The 15774-nt window shown below is 46.9% G+C and carries 15 protein-coding genes; 8 read left to right on the top strand and 7 right to left on the bottom strand.

Features of this window, described 5'->3' with window-relative positions:
- From K2Y22_12770 to K2Y22_12795, 6 genes are all read right to left on the bottom strand, one after another.
- Positions 1–2928, bottom strand: coding sequence for a LysM peptidoglycan-binding domain-containing protein (locus K2Y22_12770; protein MBX9879325.1), 2928 nt, complete (start codon positions 2926–2928; stop codon positions 1–3).
- 136 nt (positions 2929–3064) lie between these two features.
- On the bottom strand, positions 3065–4309 hold the full coding sequence (locus K2Y22_12775; protein ID MBX9879326.1) for a serpin family protein: 1245 nt from the start codon (positions 4307–4309) through the stop codon (positions 3065–3067).
- Between the two features lie 8 nt (positions 4310–4317).
- Positions 4318–5619: a glutamate-1-semialdehyde 2,1-aminomutase gene (gene hemL / locus K2Y22_12780; protein MBX9879327.1), complete on the bottom strand. Its 1302-nt coding sequence runs from the start codon at positions 5617–5619 to the stop codon at positions 4318–4320.
- A 3-nt stretch (positions 5620–5622) separates the two neighbouring features.
- On the bottom strand, positions 5623–6093 hold the full coding sequence (locus K2Y22_12785; GenBank protein ID MBX9879328.1) for a redoxin domain-containing protein: 471 nt from the start codon (positions 6091–6093) through the stop codon (positions 5623–5625).
- 136 nt (positions 6094–6229) lie between these two features.
- Positions 6230–6769: a peroxiredoxin gene (locus K2Y22_12790; GenBank protein ID MBX9879329.1), complete on the bottom strand. Its 540-nt coding sequence runs from the start codon at positions 6767–6769 to the stop codon at positions 6230–6232.
- 122 nt (positions 6770–6891) lie between these two features.
- Positions 6892–7098, bottom strand: a complete 207-nt coding sequence (locus K2Y22_12795) for a hypothetical protein (GenBank protein ID MBX9879330.1) — start codon at positions 7096–7098, stop codon at positions 6892–6894.
- A gap of 199 nt (positions 7099–7297) precedes the next feature.
- Between K2Y22_12795 and rplU the strand changes: the two genes are divergently transcribed.
- The 6 genes from rplU (at position 7298) to K2Y22_12825 (ending at position 13157) form a co-directional block, all read left to right on the top strand.
- Positions 7298–7780 carry a 50S ribosomal protein L21 gene (rplU, locus tag K2Y22_12800; GenBank protein MBX9879331.1) on the top strand — a complete coding sequence of 161 codons (483 nt, stop codon included), beginning with the start codon at positions 7298–7300 and terminating at the stop codon, positions 7778–7780.
- Positions 7781–7831: 51 nt separating this feature from the next.
- A complete protein-coding gene (rpmA, locus tag K2Y22_12805; GenBank protein ID MBX9879332.1) occupies positions 7832–8083 on the top strand; it encodes a 50S ribosomal protein L27 in 252 nt (83 codons plus the stop codon).
- Between the two features lie 76 nt (positions 8084–8159).
- The gene (locus K2Y22_12810; GenBank protein ID MBX9879333.1) at positions 8160–9689 is read left to right on the top strand and encodes a UDP-N-acetylmuramoyl-L-alanyl-D-glutamate--2,6-diaminopimelate ligase; all 1530 of its coding nucleotides are present in this window, start codon (positions 8160–8162) and stop codon (positions 9687–9689) included.
- Positions 9690–9763: 74 nt separating this feature from the next.
- Entirely contained in the window at positions 9764–11239 is a 1476-nt protein-coding gene (locus K2Y22_12815) for a hypothetical protein (protein MBX9879334.1), read from the top strand.
- 413 nt (positions 11240–11652) lie between these two features.
- Entirely contained in the window at positions 11653–12786 is a 1134-nt protein-coding gene (locus K2Y22_12820; GenBank protein MBX9879335.1) for a fatty acid desaturase, read from the top strand.
- Positions 12783–13157 (top strand): hypothetical protein, encoded by a 375-nt coding sequence (locus K2Y22_12825; GenBank protein ID MBX9879336.1) that lies wholly within the window; start codon positions 12783–12785, stop codon positions 13155–13157. Before K2Y22_12820 ends, K2Y22_12825 begins: the two co-directional genes overlap by 4 nt.
- Here the strand turns inward: K2Y22_12825 and K2Y22_12830 are convergent.
- Positions 13144–13989, bottom strand: a complete 846-nt coding sequence (locus K2Y22_12830) for a hypothetical protein (protein ID MBX9879337.1) — start codon at positions 13987–13989, stop codon at positions 13144–13146. The two genes, K2Y22_12825 and K2Y22_12830, sit on opposite strands and share 14 nt — an antisense overlap.
- A 143-nt stretch (positions 13990–14132) precedes the next feature.
- On the opposite strand from K2Y22_12830, the gene K2Y22_12835 reads away from it, so the two are divergent.
- Both K2Y22_12835 and K2Y22_12840 read left to right on the top strand, forming a co-directional pair.
- A complete protein-coding gene (locus K2Y22_12835) occupies positions 14133–14867 on the top strand; it encodes a PilZ domain-containing protein (protein MBX9879338.1) in 735 nt (244 codons plus the stop codon).
- A gap of 22 nt (positions 14868–14889) precedes the next feature.
- On the top strand, positions 14890–15708 hold the full coding sequence (locus K2Y22_12840; GenBank protein MBX9879339.1) for an undecaprenyl-diphosphate phosphatase: 819 nt from the start codon (positions 14890–14892) through the stop codon (positions 15706–15708).
- The last annotated feature ends 66 nt before the right edge of the window (positions 15709–15774 follow it).

A 15774-nucleotide genomic window follows, 5' to 3' on the forward strand; every position in this document is an offset into this window, starting at 1 on the left:
CTAACTTCCTGCTGGTTCTTCTGAAACCACGGGTCTGTGATCTTTTGATGGATTGAAGGACTCTGTTCTCTTAGTCCCGGACGGGGTAATGGTTACACGCTTGGTTTCTTCTGTAAACCATTCAAATTGCGGTTGGTCATTTTCCTCTAGTCCGGTACTTAGTTTTTTGTACTCTTTTAGTTTTCGCCAGTGTGTGATTCCGTCCTTAGGCACGTCCATCGTTTCTTCTTGGAACCGAACAGGTTTATTCGATTTAGGATCAATTGCTGAGTATTCACGAACTATATGCTTGGAGCCGCTTATTGGATTGTATTCTTCCAGTACTTGTGCCCCACCTTTTTCACTGTACCAAATTGATTTCCATCCCTGCTTAGTCTCACCATTGGTTACTTGAGTTATCTGCGGGTCTGATTTTAGGCACTTAATTCTGTCGTCGAGCCATTTTTGCCCAGAGACAAGTTTTTCTTTTGCAAATTGCATTTTCATATCCGGCTTTTGCCCTGGCGGTGCTTCCGGTGAAGCTGCCTCGGTGATTTTGCCGGTGCCGGTTTTCGAGATAAACTTCCAATGGTTGTTTTGATCGAGTGTGAATTTGTTTGTAATAGTTTGTCCGTCTGCGCTAGTAGTTGACACCTCTCTATTCGGCACACCGCGATGGTCTATGTATTCTTCTTTTCTGTATCGAGCACCATCTGAAGTGCGATTGGCTTCTTCTATTTGTCGACCATTTTTCTCGTAGCGGATTTTTGTCCAGTCATTGGTTGGCTCACTAAATGGAACCTCTTCCAGATTTGTTACTTCTCTATCGCGTTTTAGTTGATTGAGATGCCCCTCCCATTTGTCGGTAAGAGGTATCATTTTCTCGTTTCCATCAGCATCTGTACGTACTCGAAACTTATTGGAGACTTCTTTGCCGCCTGCAGGAGTTGTTTTAACTTCTCGGATCGTTCCTAATCCGTCGCTGTAATCTTCGGTGTGTACTCGGGACCCATTTTCAGGATTGAAAGTATCGGCGATCTTTCTTCCGCCTATTTTGGTCTCGTATTGCACGCCTGTCCATTTGCCTTGCAGACCTTCAATAGGTCTTACATTTGCGGCTTGGGGATTTTTATGTATTTGATCCAATTCCAGTTGCCAGGACTCTTCAGGAGTTGGCTTTGGTAGCTTCTGAACATATTTTGATACGTCAGGCTTTTGGGATAGTGGCACGTCGTGTGTTGATCCTTGATTCCATTTATCTGCACCGCTTGTATCCGTCGCTGTATTAGTTTGACCTTTTGTTGTGTCTGCCTGTGGCGCTCCTTTGGGTAGTTCCTGTTGTCCTTGTGTAGCGCCTTTTGAAGTGTCACCTTGTTGAGTGGTGCCCTTGGATGCATCAGTTGGTTGCTGCGGAGCAACTTTTGGTGCATCACCGACTTCGGTTGGAGCTGGAGTTTTAGCCACGTCTTTAGCCGGCGGGACTAACTTCGTGCTGTCCGTCGGTGGAGTTGGTGTTTCTTTGGGTAATTGGCTTGTCTTATTAAACGCGTCGGTGGTTCGAGAAGCAACGGCGCTATCGGCAGCTGTTGCGCCTGCAGTTGCCGCATCTGCTGCAGCTAAATCGGATGCAGTTGATGACGAAGCTGATTTGAGCATGGCTGCGCCTTCTGAAATTGCTGGTGCAACTCCGCCGACTAGACCGCCTGTAGCTAATCCTATGACTGCGCCATGGACTGTTTTTGAAGCAACATGCGGTACATCCACATAACCTTTTTTCTCGATATCGTCTCGCGTTGCAAAACCGCCTTCAATAACCCCGCCAGCTGTGGCCCCTCCGGCAGAGCCGGCGGCAACGCCTACAGCTGTTTTTGCCAAAATGCCCTCACCGCCTACCACAGCAGCTGTACGTGCGTGAGCTACAAGCCCCACACTTCCAGCGAGTCCAACTCCAAGTCCGGTTATTGCACCGTCCTTAACTCCACTTGCGGTTTTATCCCAGCGACCGGTATTGGCGTAATCGACTAATCCACCACCTGCTGCACCGGCCCCTGTTGCGCCGATTACTCCTCCTCCCAATAAGAAGGCTAAAGTAGCAGGAGGAAGAGCTGCCGTGGAACGAGCGGCTCTTCGACCAGCCTCTTGCGACTCTTCGTAATTGTCAGCCAGATTTGGAAATGCCAGAGATGCAGGCTTTTTATACTTTGATGAAAAATCAGTTGGGTTGAAGTTTTTGCCTGTGCATTGGCGGTAAAGATTTTCAAACTGATTAAGGTTAGGCAAAGTAGCCGACTTCTCCAACAGCTTTATCATTTGTCTTTCTTGTTCATATTCCTTTTCGATGCGATCGGAACTATGTTCAAGACCAGTTGACCGCTTAAACCAATCTATTGCGTCATCAATTGGTCCCTGTCCTTCGTGTTGGGATTGGAATTTATTGTGCTGTGTTTCCAAAGCAATTTTGACCATCATTGCAGCACGCTTGGCGGCAAGATGTTCTTCGTCCATCATCTGGGTCTTAGACACTTTCTTTTCGGCAACGGCGCCGGGTGGTTTGCCGGCTGTCGGTGATTCTGGTTGCTCCAATCTCTGTTTGGCGACTAGCGCTTTTGCCCATTGGTCAAAGTATTTGACTGCATTTGGTACATCAGCATTGCTTGGAATATTCAGCTTGTCTCCGACGTGGTAGGTCGGCGCGCCATAGGCAATTTTGCCGTCCTTGAGCATGATTTTTGGATCCAGCTCGTGCTGATTGACGGCGTACAAAGCTTTCAGCGGAATACCGTACTGTTGGCATATTTCCGATAAAGTCTCGCCGCTTTTGATAGTGTGCGAGGAGAACTTTAGCTCTTTCTTTTCCGCTTTGAGGACGTCCTGTCCCTTCTCTAGTTGCTCAGCCTTTGGGGGTTCCGGCTGTCGTACATCAGTCGGCCTAAACTTATCAGAAACCATCTAATTGCCTCTAAAAAACAAACCTAAAGGTAATCTACCCAGAATTCAGGCCTGGCTTGCCGTTTAGGCAAGATAAAATCTCACGTTTAATCTTCGCCCGACTGGACGTGAACCCTAACAGGCTGAGACTTTGAGGCTATTGGCTGACTGGGTTCATCACCTTACCGGCAAACAAGATAGTTTGTTTACCAGGCTGTTCTTCGTAGGTGACCGCACAGAAGAATGGATGATCGACATTCATCACAAAGGGAGTCATCGGCATGAATGACGAGCCCATCATGATAGCTGCGGTAACGGCTGCCGCTTCGGTGCCGTCCTCGTCTACATTAACGTAGGTCTTGTGAATCACGTCGCCGATAAAGGGCTTAGGCGGCGGCAGGGTCATCTGGGTAAAGTTTGCTCCTGGAGTAAAGGCTTCCGGCATGCCCATTTGTGATAGCAGTTTCTTCAGATGCAGCTCGTAGCTCATCTTGAATCGTGGCAGAGTCAAAGTGCCATTGCCCTTGTTCATACTATTCATGTAGCCTGTCCAGTTTGCCGGAGTTAGCGACTGACAAAACTGATTTACATCAGAATTACTGCGCGGCAGAAATACATACATGGCAAATCTGTCATCGGTGTAGGAAAGTTTTACTGCCTGGACGTTTGTGTCTTCTAAATAGAAAAATTGTCCGTCTCTGTGCATCATATTCGCCTTAACAGACTGTCCTGACAGCAAGTGAAAATCAGCCGGTGCCGTTTGTTTTTTATCAAATACTTTGTCCCAATGGGCTTTGAAATAAGCGCTGTTGATAAGCATTAGGAAAGTCGCCGGGTCTAAGGTTTTGACTATAGAATCAATTTTGTTGTGAGTTTTTTGCTTAACCCAATTGTTGATGATTGAGACGCTGTCAGCCCGTCTGAAATCGATAGTTTTTGCATCCGCATTGAATGCACTTGTTAAAAGCTTGCTGTAGTTTGGTACAAATCGTACATCTGGTCTTGCCCACAGTGAGTTGGCAATTTCCATTGTCAGAGACTTCCCTGGTCCTTTAATACCTGGAATATCTTTCACGGTTTGCAGTTGGCGAGTAAAAGTGGCATAGCTGGAAGCTGCTGATTGAGCATCGATTCCTGACAAATTTAAGACATCAGCCATATCCACCTTTGTTTTTCCTGCGGCACCGACATAAACCATTTCCAGGCATGAGTGAATGCTCAATGGTGAAATGAATACGTTTTTGTTGTCGTTTGCTTGGTCGCCGGCAAGTCTGTTCACGACATTCAAACCAAAAGTAGAAGCCGGATCTAGTTGGTATCCGCTATCGATCTTGCTTTGAGCGCAGGGAATCGACGTTAGTCCGACAATAAGCAGCAGGGCTAACGCGAAATAATGGATCATTGCTTCTCCTAATTGATTTGTGAAAGACTTTCTTCGACAGCCTTCAAGGTGTCATCGATATCTTGCTTTGAATGCTCCAGCGAAATGAAAGCAGCTTCAAATTGAGACGGTGGCCAGTAAATGCCTCTGTCTCTTAGTGCTTGCCAGAATTTTGCAAATTTCTTAGTGTCGCACTTCTGTGCGCTTTCTAGATCCGTCACTTTGTCTTTGGAGAAGAAGAGACAAATCATGCCGGTGACGCTTGCTACTTGAGCAGTAGTTTTTGTCTTTTTGATTATTTCAGCAAGACCATCAGCCAGGCGTTGAGTTCTGTTTTCTAATTGCGCGTAGCTCTGTGGAATTTGCAACATTCTCAATTGCGCTATGCCTGCGGCCATAGCAATGGGATTACCGGAAAGCGTACCTGCTTGATAGACGGATCCCAGAGGGGCAATCATTTCCATGATGTCGCGTCTTCCGCCGTAGGCTCCGACTGGAAGCCCACCGCCAATGATTTTGCCTAGAGTTGTTAGATCCGGTTTGATCTTATAGCGCTCTTGTGCGCCGCCCAATGCAACGCGGAATCCGGTCATAACTTCATCGAAAATAACCAACGTGCCATTTTCTTCCGCCAGTTTCTTCATCGCTTCGAGATAACCGTCGTTGGGTAGAATTAGCCCGGCATTACCGATTATTGGTTCAAGAATTATCGCTGCAATTTGTTTGCCGTGTTCTTTGAAGGCTTTCTTCAGCGAATCAAGATCGTTAAACGGCAGAGATATTGTCAGTTTTGCAAGTTCCTCCGGCACGCCAGGCGAGCTGGAAATACCCAGTGTTTGTAATCCGGAGCCAGCCTTAATTAGAAATGAGTCGGCATGTCCGTGATAGCAGCCATCAAATTTGATGATCATGTCGCGTTTAGTAAATGCGCGAGCCAGTCTTATAGCCGACATCGTAGCTTCCGTGCCGGATGATACCAGTCTGACCATCTCAATGCTTGGCACAGAGTGGACTATAAGTTCAGCGAGTTCAATCTCATGAACCGAAGGTGCACCATAACTTGTACCGCGCTCAAGAGCATCTTCCAATGCTTCCAACACGCGTGGATGACGATGACCGAGAATCATCGGACCCCATGAGCCTACATAGTCTATGTAGCGGTTTTGATCGATGTCCCACATGTACGGGCCGTCTGCACGATCGATAAATATCGGCGTGGCATCGACCGCCTTGCAGGAGCGTACCGGCGAATTGACTCCACCGGGCAAGACTTTGCTTGCGCGTTCGAATGCTTGTTGAGACCGGTTTGCCGGTACCGCTGTTTGTGTCATTTTCTACGTAGCCGAAGTTTGCGCACCGGTACCGAGTAAGCGCTCGAGTACGGGCTCGACCATTTTGGCTGCCTTTTCACCGGCTTGGAAATGACGCAATTTTTGGTCGCGGTCAAAAATGTAAAATGCCGGCACGAATTTGTTTTCGAAAGCATCGGTAATTGTGTGCCAGTTGTCGACTACACATGGCCAAGTCAATTCGTATTCAGCCATGTTCTCCTTGACTGCCTCAATGTTCGTGTCGCTTTCTTGGCGAGGCATGTGGATGGCAACAACTTTCAAGCCATGTGATTTGTACTTCTCAATCCACTTAGAGATATCGGGAAGAGATTCTTTGCAAATACCGCAGCTTATTGCCCAGAAGTGAATAATCGTCGGGCTGCCTTTTAGGTCTTCAGTCTTAATCGGATCTGAGTTAAACCAGTCAGTCCCACCTTCAAGCGAGGGCATTTGACTATCCATACGAAGCGGCATGTGAATCTCCTTGGCAAGGGCGCATGCAATGCGCCCCTACATAAATTACCTTGCGCCTATTAATTTTACGCCAAAAACAAAACCAGATCTGCAATTTGCAGATCTGGTTCGTTACTGATTTGTTATTTCAACAAGTTTAGACTTGCAATGGCTTTTGACCAGGCTTCCAGTCAGCGCCGCAAAGTCCGCCGGTTTTAATGGCTTCCAATACGCGCAATGTTTCATCAACAGAGCGGCCGATGTTCAATGCATGAACAACTTGATATTGGAGAACGCCATCTTGGTCGATGATGTAGAGACCGCGCAAAGCGATACCCTTTTCTTCAATCAAGACGCCGAAGTCACGGCTGACATCTTTGGTGATATCAGAAGCGAGAGGGAACTTGAGCGAACCCAAGCCATTCTTGTCTTCTGGTGTGTTGATCCAAGCGCGGTGGCTGTAGACGCTATCGGTTGATACACCGATTATCTCAGCGCCAGCTTTCTTGAACTCATCATAACGATCGTTGAATGCCTTGATTTCTGTTGGGCATACGAAGGTGAAATCGAGTGGGTAAAACAACAGAATAACGAACTTGCCTTTGTAATCGGACAAGCGAACGTTCTCTTTAAGACCCTTCATGTCCTTCGTTGAAGGCATGTCGAAATCTGGAGCTTTTTTTCCAACTTGCAACATTTAGGTATTAACCCCGTGGGTAAGGTAAGAAACTGATTTGAATGATAGCGGGCTAAACAGGCAAAGCCGCCGTCATTAATGGAAATCACATAATTAGTACAAAAACGTTCTAAAAGGCAGCCCTAGCGCTTCTTGGCGGCTTTGGGTGCTTGTTGACTAGTGCGTTCCCACTCGTCCAGTTCACTGCGCAGGCCGTTTTCAACCGCATATCTTTGTATAAGCGGGGCGTTTACATTCCAGCCTATCGAAAGCAAATGCCAAAGGTGCTCGCGAGGAGTAGCTCCTTGCTTGCTGCGACCGAGTTCTGCTTCGTTTACTGCATCAGCCATGTGATGAATTATAAAGAACCGGAAGGCAAAAAGGGCGCATGCAATGCGCCCCTACAAGGGAAATAGTTTATAAAAGACTAATTTGTTGGGCTGGGGTTGTTGAGAGAGGTTGTTATTTGATAGGATCTTCAATCCTTATGTTGTCCTTGAGGCACCTGTGCCGGGACGCGTAATTGTATGAATTTTGTCGGAGACGGTCATGTACGCCATCGTAGAAGCTTGTGGTAGACAGTATCAGCTTGAAGCTGGTCGTTTTATAGATGTAGAAATGCTGGCTTTGGAGCCAGGCGACAACTACACCTTTGATAAGGTGTTGATGATTGTCGACAGCAAGGGCAGCCACGTTGGCGAGCCGTATGTTAGCGGCGCCAAGGTAAAGGGACGTGTGATTTCCCATGGTCGCGATAAGAAGATTATCGTGTACCACATGCGCCCGAAGAAAGGCACACGCAAGAAGCAAGGTCACAGACAAGGTCACACTCGTGTGATCATCGATTCAATCGAATTGAACGATAAAGTGCTTGCTGAATCCAAAGACACCGGCAAAAAGGCTCCAGTCAAAAAAGCTGAAGCCAAGGAAGCTAAAGCTCCTAAGAAAGAAGCCAAAAAAGAATCAGGCAAAGCTCCAGCTAAGGCTGAAAAGCCGGCAGCTAAAAAGGCAGCTAAGTCAAAAGCAGAGTAAATTGTAGGGGCGCATTGCATGCGCCCGTAACTAGAAAGAGGGTTTTAGGCAATGGCACATAAGAAGGGCGGCGGCTCGACACGTAACGGCCGCGACAGCCAACCAAAAAGACTAGGCGTAAAGATGTTTGCCGGCGAAGCAGCAAACTGCGGTAGCATCTTGGTCAGACAGCGTGGCACAAGAATCCACCCAGGTGTCAATGTTCGCATCGGTAGCGACGACACCCTGTATTCGGTTATCGACGGTGTGGTCAAATTCGAGATGTCCCGCGGCCGCAAGCTGGTAAGTGTTTACCCAGCATAATTGTGGGTGCATTTGATACTTGTAAGGGCGCATTGCATGCGCCCTTTTCTTTATCTTATTCCTGAAGGTAATTGAAATGGCCGGCAAGAAAAATATTGACTCAGTGCTCAAACTATTGGAGGCAAAGAATATCTCTGCCCCCGTTGCCGATTTAGCCATTACAGGCGTCTCTTATGACTCGAGAGCTGTAGCAGCCGGACATGCCTTTTGCTGTATTCCAGGCGAACATGTGGACGGCAATGAATTTGTCGGACAAGCCATCAAAAACGGTGCTTCTTGTATCTTCTCTGAAAGAGAGCAAGAAGGAATTACCGTTCCCTACTTTGTAGTCAAAGACGTTCGTCTGGCATTAGCGCTTTTGGCTGATCATTTTTATGACTATCCAAGTCTGAAGTTGCGTCCGTTAGGCGTCACCGGCACAAACGGCAAGACTACCATTACTCACATTGTCGAGCATATTCTTAGTCGCGCCGGCCACAAAATAGGTTTGATAGGTACACTGGGTGCTCGTTGGCCCGGTCAAGACGAATACCAAAACACCAAATTCACAACGCCGCAATCATCTGACTTGCATCGCATCCTTGCTTCCATGGTGGATGCAGGTTGTAGTCATGTAGCCATGGAAGTATCAAGTCACGCTCTTGTGCAGAAGCGCGTTGGCGGCTGTCATTTTGCTTCGGCATGTTTGACTAACATCACGCAAGATCACCTGGATTTTCACCAGACAATGGACCATTATTGGCGTTCCAAGCGCATTTTGTTTGAGTCCATGAACCAAGCAAGTCATGACGGTAAGTCCGCTGTCGTAAATATTGATGATGTTCTGGCTCAGGAGTTTCTCAAGGTAATCGGACCGAGTGTGAGAAAGCTCACTTATGGTTGGAAGGATAATGCCGACATTTACGTGAAGTCAGCGCAATTTGATTTTTCCGGTACGAAGTTAGTGCTTCAAACTCCTATCGGCGAACTGAAGACAAACATTCGTCTGACTGGTCATTTCAATGTGTACAACGTCATGGCCGCTGCGGCAACTGCAATTGCCGAAGGCGTAAGCCTCGAAGTTATCTCTCAGGCGCTTGCTGATTTCGGCGGAGTAAGTGGACGTTTTGAAGTCGTTACAGGCGAATCCGTTGATGAGCCGTTGTGCGTTGTTGACTATGCGCACACGCCTGATGGTTTGGAAAACGTATTGAAAGCCGCTAGGGCAATGGTTCCTAAAGAAGGACAATTGATAGTTGTCTTTGGTTGCGGTGGTGATAGAGATCCATCCAAGCGTCCGCAGATGGGTGAGATTGCCGAGAAATCAGCCGATGTTGTGGTTGTGACTTCGGACAATCCTCGCAGTGAAGACCCACAAAAAATCATCGCCAATATTCTGGCTGGAATTAAGCGCATGGGTTCCATTAAGGTCGAACCCGACCGCTCGAGAGCGATTAGATTAGCTATCGGGCGAGCCGGCAGCCACGATGTGGTCGTCATTGCCGGTAAAGGGCATGAGAATTATCAAATCCTTGCCGACAAGACAATTCCTTTTGATGACCGCACAGAAGTTCGCCTGGCGCTCGAAGAACGTGGGATAAACCGCCCTGAAGTTTCCGCAAAATAACTTCTTGGAAACCTATTTAATGTGGTAGAATTTGGGCTTGTTTGGAAATAGGTTTTCCAACTGTTCGAGGTTCGATGCGCAAGCTTGCTCTAGTTGGTCTTGGCGCTTCAGGTCTCTTTGCCCTTCGGGAATTGGCAGGAGCCAATGTCGAAGTACACGTTTTTGACGTTGGACCTGAATACAGCAAACGTTATGCCTGCCCAATCGACCAGGGCAAGCTGGAAGTCTGCCCGCCTAAGGCTTGCAGCTATTGCGCTCCCGGACAATCTGCCGGTAGTTGGAACGACTTCAAAGTAATTCTTTCGGCATCGCCGACTATTGGTGGGCGTCTCTATGACTTAGTTGGCCCGGCCGAATTACAAAAGCGCTTGGACAAAGTCAAAGCAACAATTCTGGCACACGCGCCTGTAGAAATTCCTGTTGTTACGCCTAATGCTGACGATCTTGAATGGATAAAGCGTAAATCGGCTTTAGCTGGGATGACCTACCATTATCAGGAATTGCTGCATTGCGGTTCGGACAATGCACCGGCCATCAACACAAGCATTCTCAAGGAAATTACGGATAAAGGTCCAAATATTGTCTTCCACTGGGATACAAAAGTGCTTTCGGTGCGTCGAGTAGACGGCAAATTTCAGCTGACATTTGATCGTTATAGGCGACCTGAAAACGAACAGCAAGACACGTTTGATTATTGCGTGTTGGCACCTGGTCGTGGCGGAGCGCACTGGTTGACTCAGCAAGAGTTCTACAAAGATCTCGATATTCATCCAGGACAAGTAGATATTGGTGTGCGCGTTGAGACAAGTAGCTTCTTTACAGAAGAAGTAGATAAGCGTTTTTACGAGCCTAAACTCTATTACAGAACGAAGCGCACAAATGACGTTGTGCGCAACTTCTGCTCAAATCCTAAGGGCTTTGTTACACCGGAAAACCATCGTGACTACGTGCTTGTAAATGGTCATTCCAAAATGTACGAGAAGTCGGAGAACAACAACTTCGCAGTGCTCGTCTCGAAGACATTCACGCGTCCTTTCAAAGATCCGCAGCTTTATTCGCAGACTTTAGCGAAAGTGGTAAACATGCTTGCCGGTGGTGGTCCGCTTATTCAGCGCCTTGGCGATCTCAAATCCGGTAGACGTACAAAGTCACTCAAAAACAATTTGATAAAACCAACTCTAGAAGCAGAGTGCGGTGATTTGGCTCTTGCTTATCCGCATCGAATTCTTGAAGGCATTATTGAATATTTGGAAGCTCTGGATAAAATTTGTCCAGGCGTTGCCGACAATTGCACGCTACTTTACGGTCCTGAGTGTAAGAGTTATCCTGATTCGATCACAGTATCCAAAAACATGGAAACCAATATTCCTAATTTGTTTGTTGTTGGTGATTCAAGCTCCTGGACACGTGGTGTTGGACAAGCAACAACATCAGGAATTCTTGTTGGTGAAGGCATTTTGGAAAAACTCAAGGGAGACAAATCGTCTCCAGCACCGGCAACTGAAGTGCCTGCTCCTAAATCAATTCCAGTTACTGTAATTAACCCGTAGCGCACGTCATTCTAATTCGTTGGGGCGCATTGCATGCGCCAATTAAGAAGAATTTCGCGTGTTAAAGACGTGAGATCTTCGGCGCGGCTACGCCGCTTCTCAGGATGACGATTGCGGACTAAGTGGCACTTGTTCTCTGGGGACTCCATTTATCGATCATGGACTGCAACTCTTCAATGGTTACTGGCTTGCTCAAGTAGTCATCCATGCCGAACATTGGCAAATCAAAAATAAGCGCGTTGATAGACTCGATGCAGTCACCCCAACAACCTGAAAAACGATCTGGAGTGCCCTAGTGTTCCACTCACTCGGGTGTGTAAACAATTGCTTTCTACTATTAAAATTACACAGATAATTAACCTCTATATGTCATACTCTGGCTAACAATATTCGATGTTAGGATGGATGAGTTAATGACCGAATTTTTAGTAGTATTTCTAGCGCTTTATATCTGGCATGGTTTAGGCGTGACGATTGGTTACCACCGCTTGTTATCCCACCGGTCTTTTACCTGTATAAAACCGCTTGAATACTTCTTTGTTTTGGGTGGATATTTAGCCTTTGAGGGATCCCCCATCTGGTGGGCCACAATGCACCGCGCACACCATCGGCATGTGGACACGCCACTTGATCCGCATAGTCCGCGTTTTGGTGGTGTGTGGAACGCATATCTCGGCTGGACAATGTACAAAACGTATCCGGAGCACATTGATCCAAGTACACAAGGCAAAGATCTTCTCAAAGATCCAATCTATCGTTTCTTAGATCAAGGCGGTGATTGGACAAAAGCGCACATGCTGAATTTCGCGTTTGGTATTGGATTGCGCGTCGCACTGTATTTTCTTTTTGGCTGGCAAGTTGCTTTAGCGAGCATTTTGGCTTCCATTGCCGTTTTGCAAATTCCATTGCTATTGAATGTTGTTTGTCACATGCCGAAAGCCGGCTACAAAAACTACGGCAGCGCTGACGATAGCGTCAATGTCTGGTGGGTAGCTGTTCTAGCAATGGGCGAAGGTTGGCATAACAATCACCACATGTTCCCAGGTTCGGCTCGGTCCGGATTGAAGCTGCACGAAATTGATGCCTCGTGGATAGTCTTACGTATTTGCAAATGGTTTAACTGGGTCGGCTATATGAACGAAGCAGTCGTGCCGCGTTTCGAAGCCAAACAATTTGCAGCAAAACAAAAAGCAGCGCTACTTGCTCAATTGCCTGAGTTGCCGAAATTTCCGGAAATGCCCAGGCTCCCCGAGTTCCAAATGCCGGAGATGCCCGAGCTTTCTTTGCCGCGCATGCCTGAAATGCCCAAGCTTCCTGAATTTCAAATGCCTGAGTTGGCAGACTTGAATCTACCTAAGCTTCCGGAAATGCCTAAACTCCCTGAGTTTCAGATGCCTGAGATAGCTATGTTGCAAGACTTGCAATTGCCCAAACTGCCGGAACTAAATTTGCCGGAATTGCCGCAACTTGCTGATTTGCATTTACCTGAACTACCCGAGCTTCCGGAAATTCCAGGCTTGCAGAAACCTAATCTGGCTCAATCTTGATTCGCTACCTGGCGTCATTGCCGCCGGCAAAACAAATTCTCTGGGGGTATTTCCTCTGGTATCTGGTTTTTGCTTGCTTGTACTTTGACGCCGATGTAAGGCTTTGGCTTACGTCATTAGGTATTGCTCTGATTGTCGGCTTAGCTCTTTACACAAATGCCAAATCAGCAGGCAACACGAAGCTTGAAACATGGCAGACTTTTCGTTTCTTCCTGACACCATTTTGTGTCTCAAGCTTTTCCGCTCTAGTAAAAGGGCGTGATTTTATTCTCGTCTTTTCGCCGAAGCTGCAAGACAACTTGATTGCAGCAGGTGTAATTGCAACTGCATTTTGTTTGACGCTTTTTGCTAAGGCTCTTAAATCGAGATGAATTCGAGTTCGACAGGCTCTTTGATGATGCCTTTTTCGTAAGCCAACTCAAACAGTTTGGTCAATGCCTTGCGTCCTTGGTCGCCGTAATCAACGGTGAATTCATTGACGTACATTCCGACAAATTTGTCGGCAAGTTTTGGATCCATGTCGCGTGCAAATGTTAGAGCATATTCCAGCGCATCTGCTCTGTGATCAAGCGCGAAGACAATTGCTTCTTTGAGAATCTTGGTCACTTGTTTCATTGTCTCCATGCCCAAGTCTTTGCGGACGACATTTCCGCCTAACGGCAATGGCAAACCGGTTAAGTCAAACCACCACTGACCAAGATCAACTATTTGAGTGAGACCCAAATTCTGATAAGTCAGTTGACCTTCGTGAATGATTAGACCTGCGTCCACATCACCATTTTTTACAGCTTCAAGAATGGTATCAAACGGCATTTCTATAACTTCAAGTCCTGGTTGATAGATTTGCAGATAGAGATAGGCGGTTGTTAGTTTGCCTGGAATTGCTACTTTTGCCTTTTGTAATTCTTCTTTGCTCATTGGCTTGCCGGCAACGATCATCGGACCGTATTTGAAGCCGATGCTGGCGCCGCACGGCATGAGCGCGTAGTTGTCTGCCACTAGCGGGTAGGCTGCAAAAGATATAGCCGAGACTTCATAAGTCTTATTTATCGCGTCCACATTGAGGCTTTGAATATCCTTCAGGACCTGCTTGACTTCCAGTCCTTGAGTGGCAATCTTGTCCTTTGCCAGGGCGTAGAACATGAAAGCGTCGTCGGAATCAGGGCTGTGAGCGATGGTAATGGTTTTTGTTTGGATGGCCATTTAGATAAGTCCTTCGAGAGAGCGCGCAAGTGGGCGCGTATAACGGGTGCATACAATGCGCCCCTACAGAGGGATATTCTGACGGAGAAATTGGGTCAGTGCCTGAAGTGGAATTTCGTTAAAAATGCGATAATGTAACTAATATGTTCAAGGTTGGCGATTCATTCAAAGTAAAGGTCGAATTCCCTAATGGCAACGTGGGATTCGGTCGTGCGAACATCCTTGCCAAAGAGGGCGCACGCTTTTTTGTCGTCGTGCGCAATGCGCGTGAAGGAAAAGAACATCCACCTGTAGGCAGTGTCATTTATTTAGTCGGCAACTACCAGGAAAATGTCTTCAATGGTTTGTGGTCGGCCAAAGTTGTCGGCGAGAAAATTATTGACGGTTCTACAGCCGTGGAAATTTCCAATCCAAAATTCACTCCTATTCAGCAAAGACGCAAAGCTAATCGTAAATCATTTGTTTGTCCGGTCTCTCTAGAGCGCGAAGAAAAAGAGCAGGGGACAATTAAAACAAACTCCCGCAATATTTCTTTCAGTGGTATTGCTCTTGAATCAGAAGACAAAGCACTGCAGAAATTATTAGTTGGCGAATGTGTCAACATTTCATTCAAGACTAAATTCGGACAAATTGAAGCAAAATGCCGCACAGTACGCACGGACTACAACTGGTTGGCCAACCGTGCTGATGCCGGTTTTGAGTTTGTCGAATTAGAACCCAAACAAAAAGACTTGTTGGAAAATTTATTGAATTCTCTTGGCGCTGACGAAGAAGAAACTGTCGACAAGGGAAATATGTCGTCCGGTCTTGCCGGTTGGATCAAGGGCGGCAAAACTGATACCAAGTTTGTCAAAAAGACGACCGACCCTGAAAGCTAAATCAAAAAACTAAAGGAAAACAATGTCACTTCTGGAAGCTGTTGTACTTGGTATTGTTCAAGGATTAACGGAGTTTTTGCCAATTAGCAGCACGGCGCACTTGCGCGTTGTACCGGCACTTTTTCACTGGGCGGATCCGGGTGTTGCTTATTCAGCCGTAATACAGTTAGGCTCTGTCATTGCTGTAATTACTTACTTCATGACGGACTTATTGCAGCTTGCATTTGGCTCGCTCAAAGCTATTGGACAACGCAATTGGTCTAACCATGATTTGCAGGTTTCGTTGTCGGTGCTTATAGGTACATTGCCTATCTGCATTTTGGGATTGCTGTTTAAATCAGTCCTTGAACAAAACGACGGCCCAGCGCGTTCTTTGTTTGTGATTGGTGGTGCTGCAATTTTCATGGGACTGCTTTTACTGCTTGCAGAAATGAAAGGCAAGCGTGAGCGTGGCATGGAGTCTTTGACTATTAAGGATGGACTGCTTGTTGGTCTAGGTCAGGCATTGGCTTTGATACCGGGTTGTTCCAGAAGCGGCTCGACAATGACAGTAGGGATGCTTCTCAACATGAAACGCGAAGATGCTGCGCATTACAGTTTCCTTTTAGGTATTCCGGCAATTACCCTAAGTGGACTTTTGGAGCTTTATGAGCTTACCAAACACGGACTGACAAATGAGAGCATGAGTTCGCTAATAGTTGGTCTCATCACCTCGCTTGTAGTGAGTTACCTTTCCATTCATTGGTTACTCAAATATTTGCGCTCCCACTCGACCTGGGTGTTTGTCGTTTACAGGCTTGTCTTTGGTGCTGTGTCCATTGGTCTTGGCTTGATGCGCTAGGTCGAAATAAAGCGGGCGCATGCAATGCGCCCCTACGCCGTACCAGATCAAAAAGCCCGATGCAGC

This window comes from Candidatus Obscuribacterales bacterium (genome assembly GCA_019744775.1).
GTDB lineage: Bacteria > Cyanobacteriota > Vampirovibrionia > Obscuribacterales > Obscuribacteraceae > SBAT01.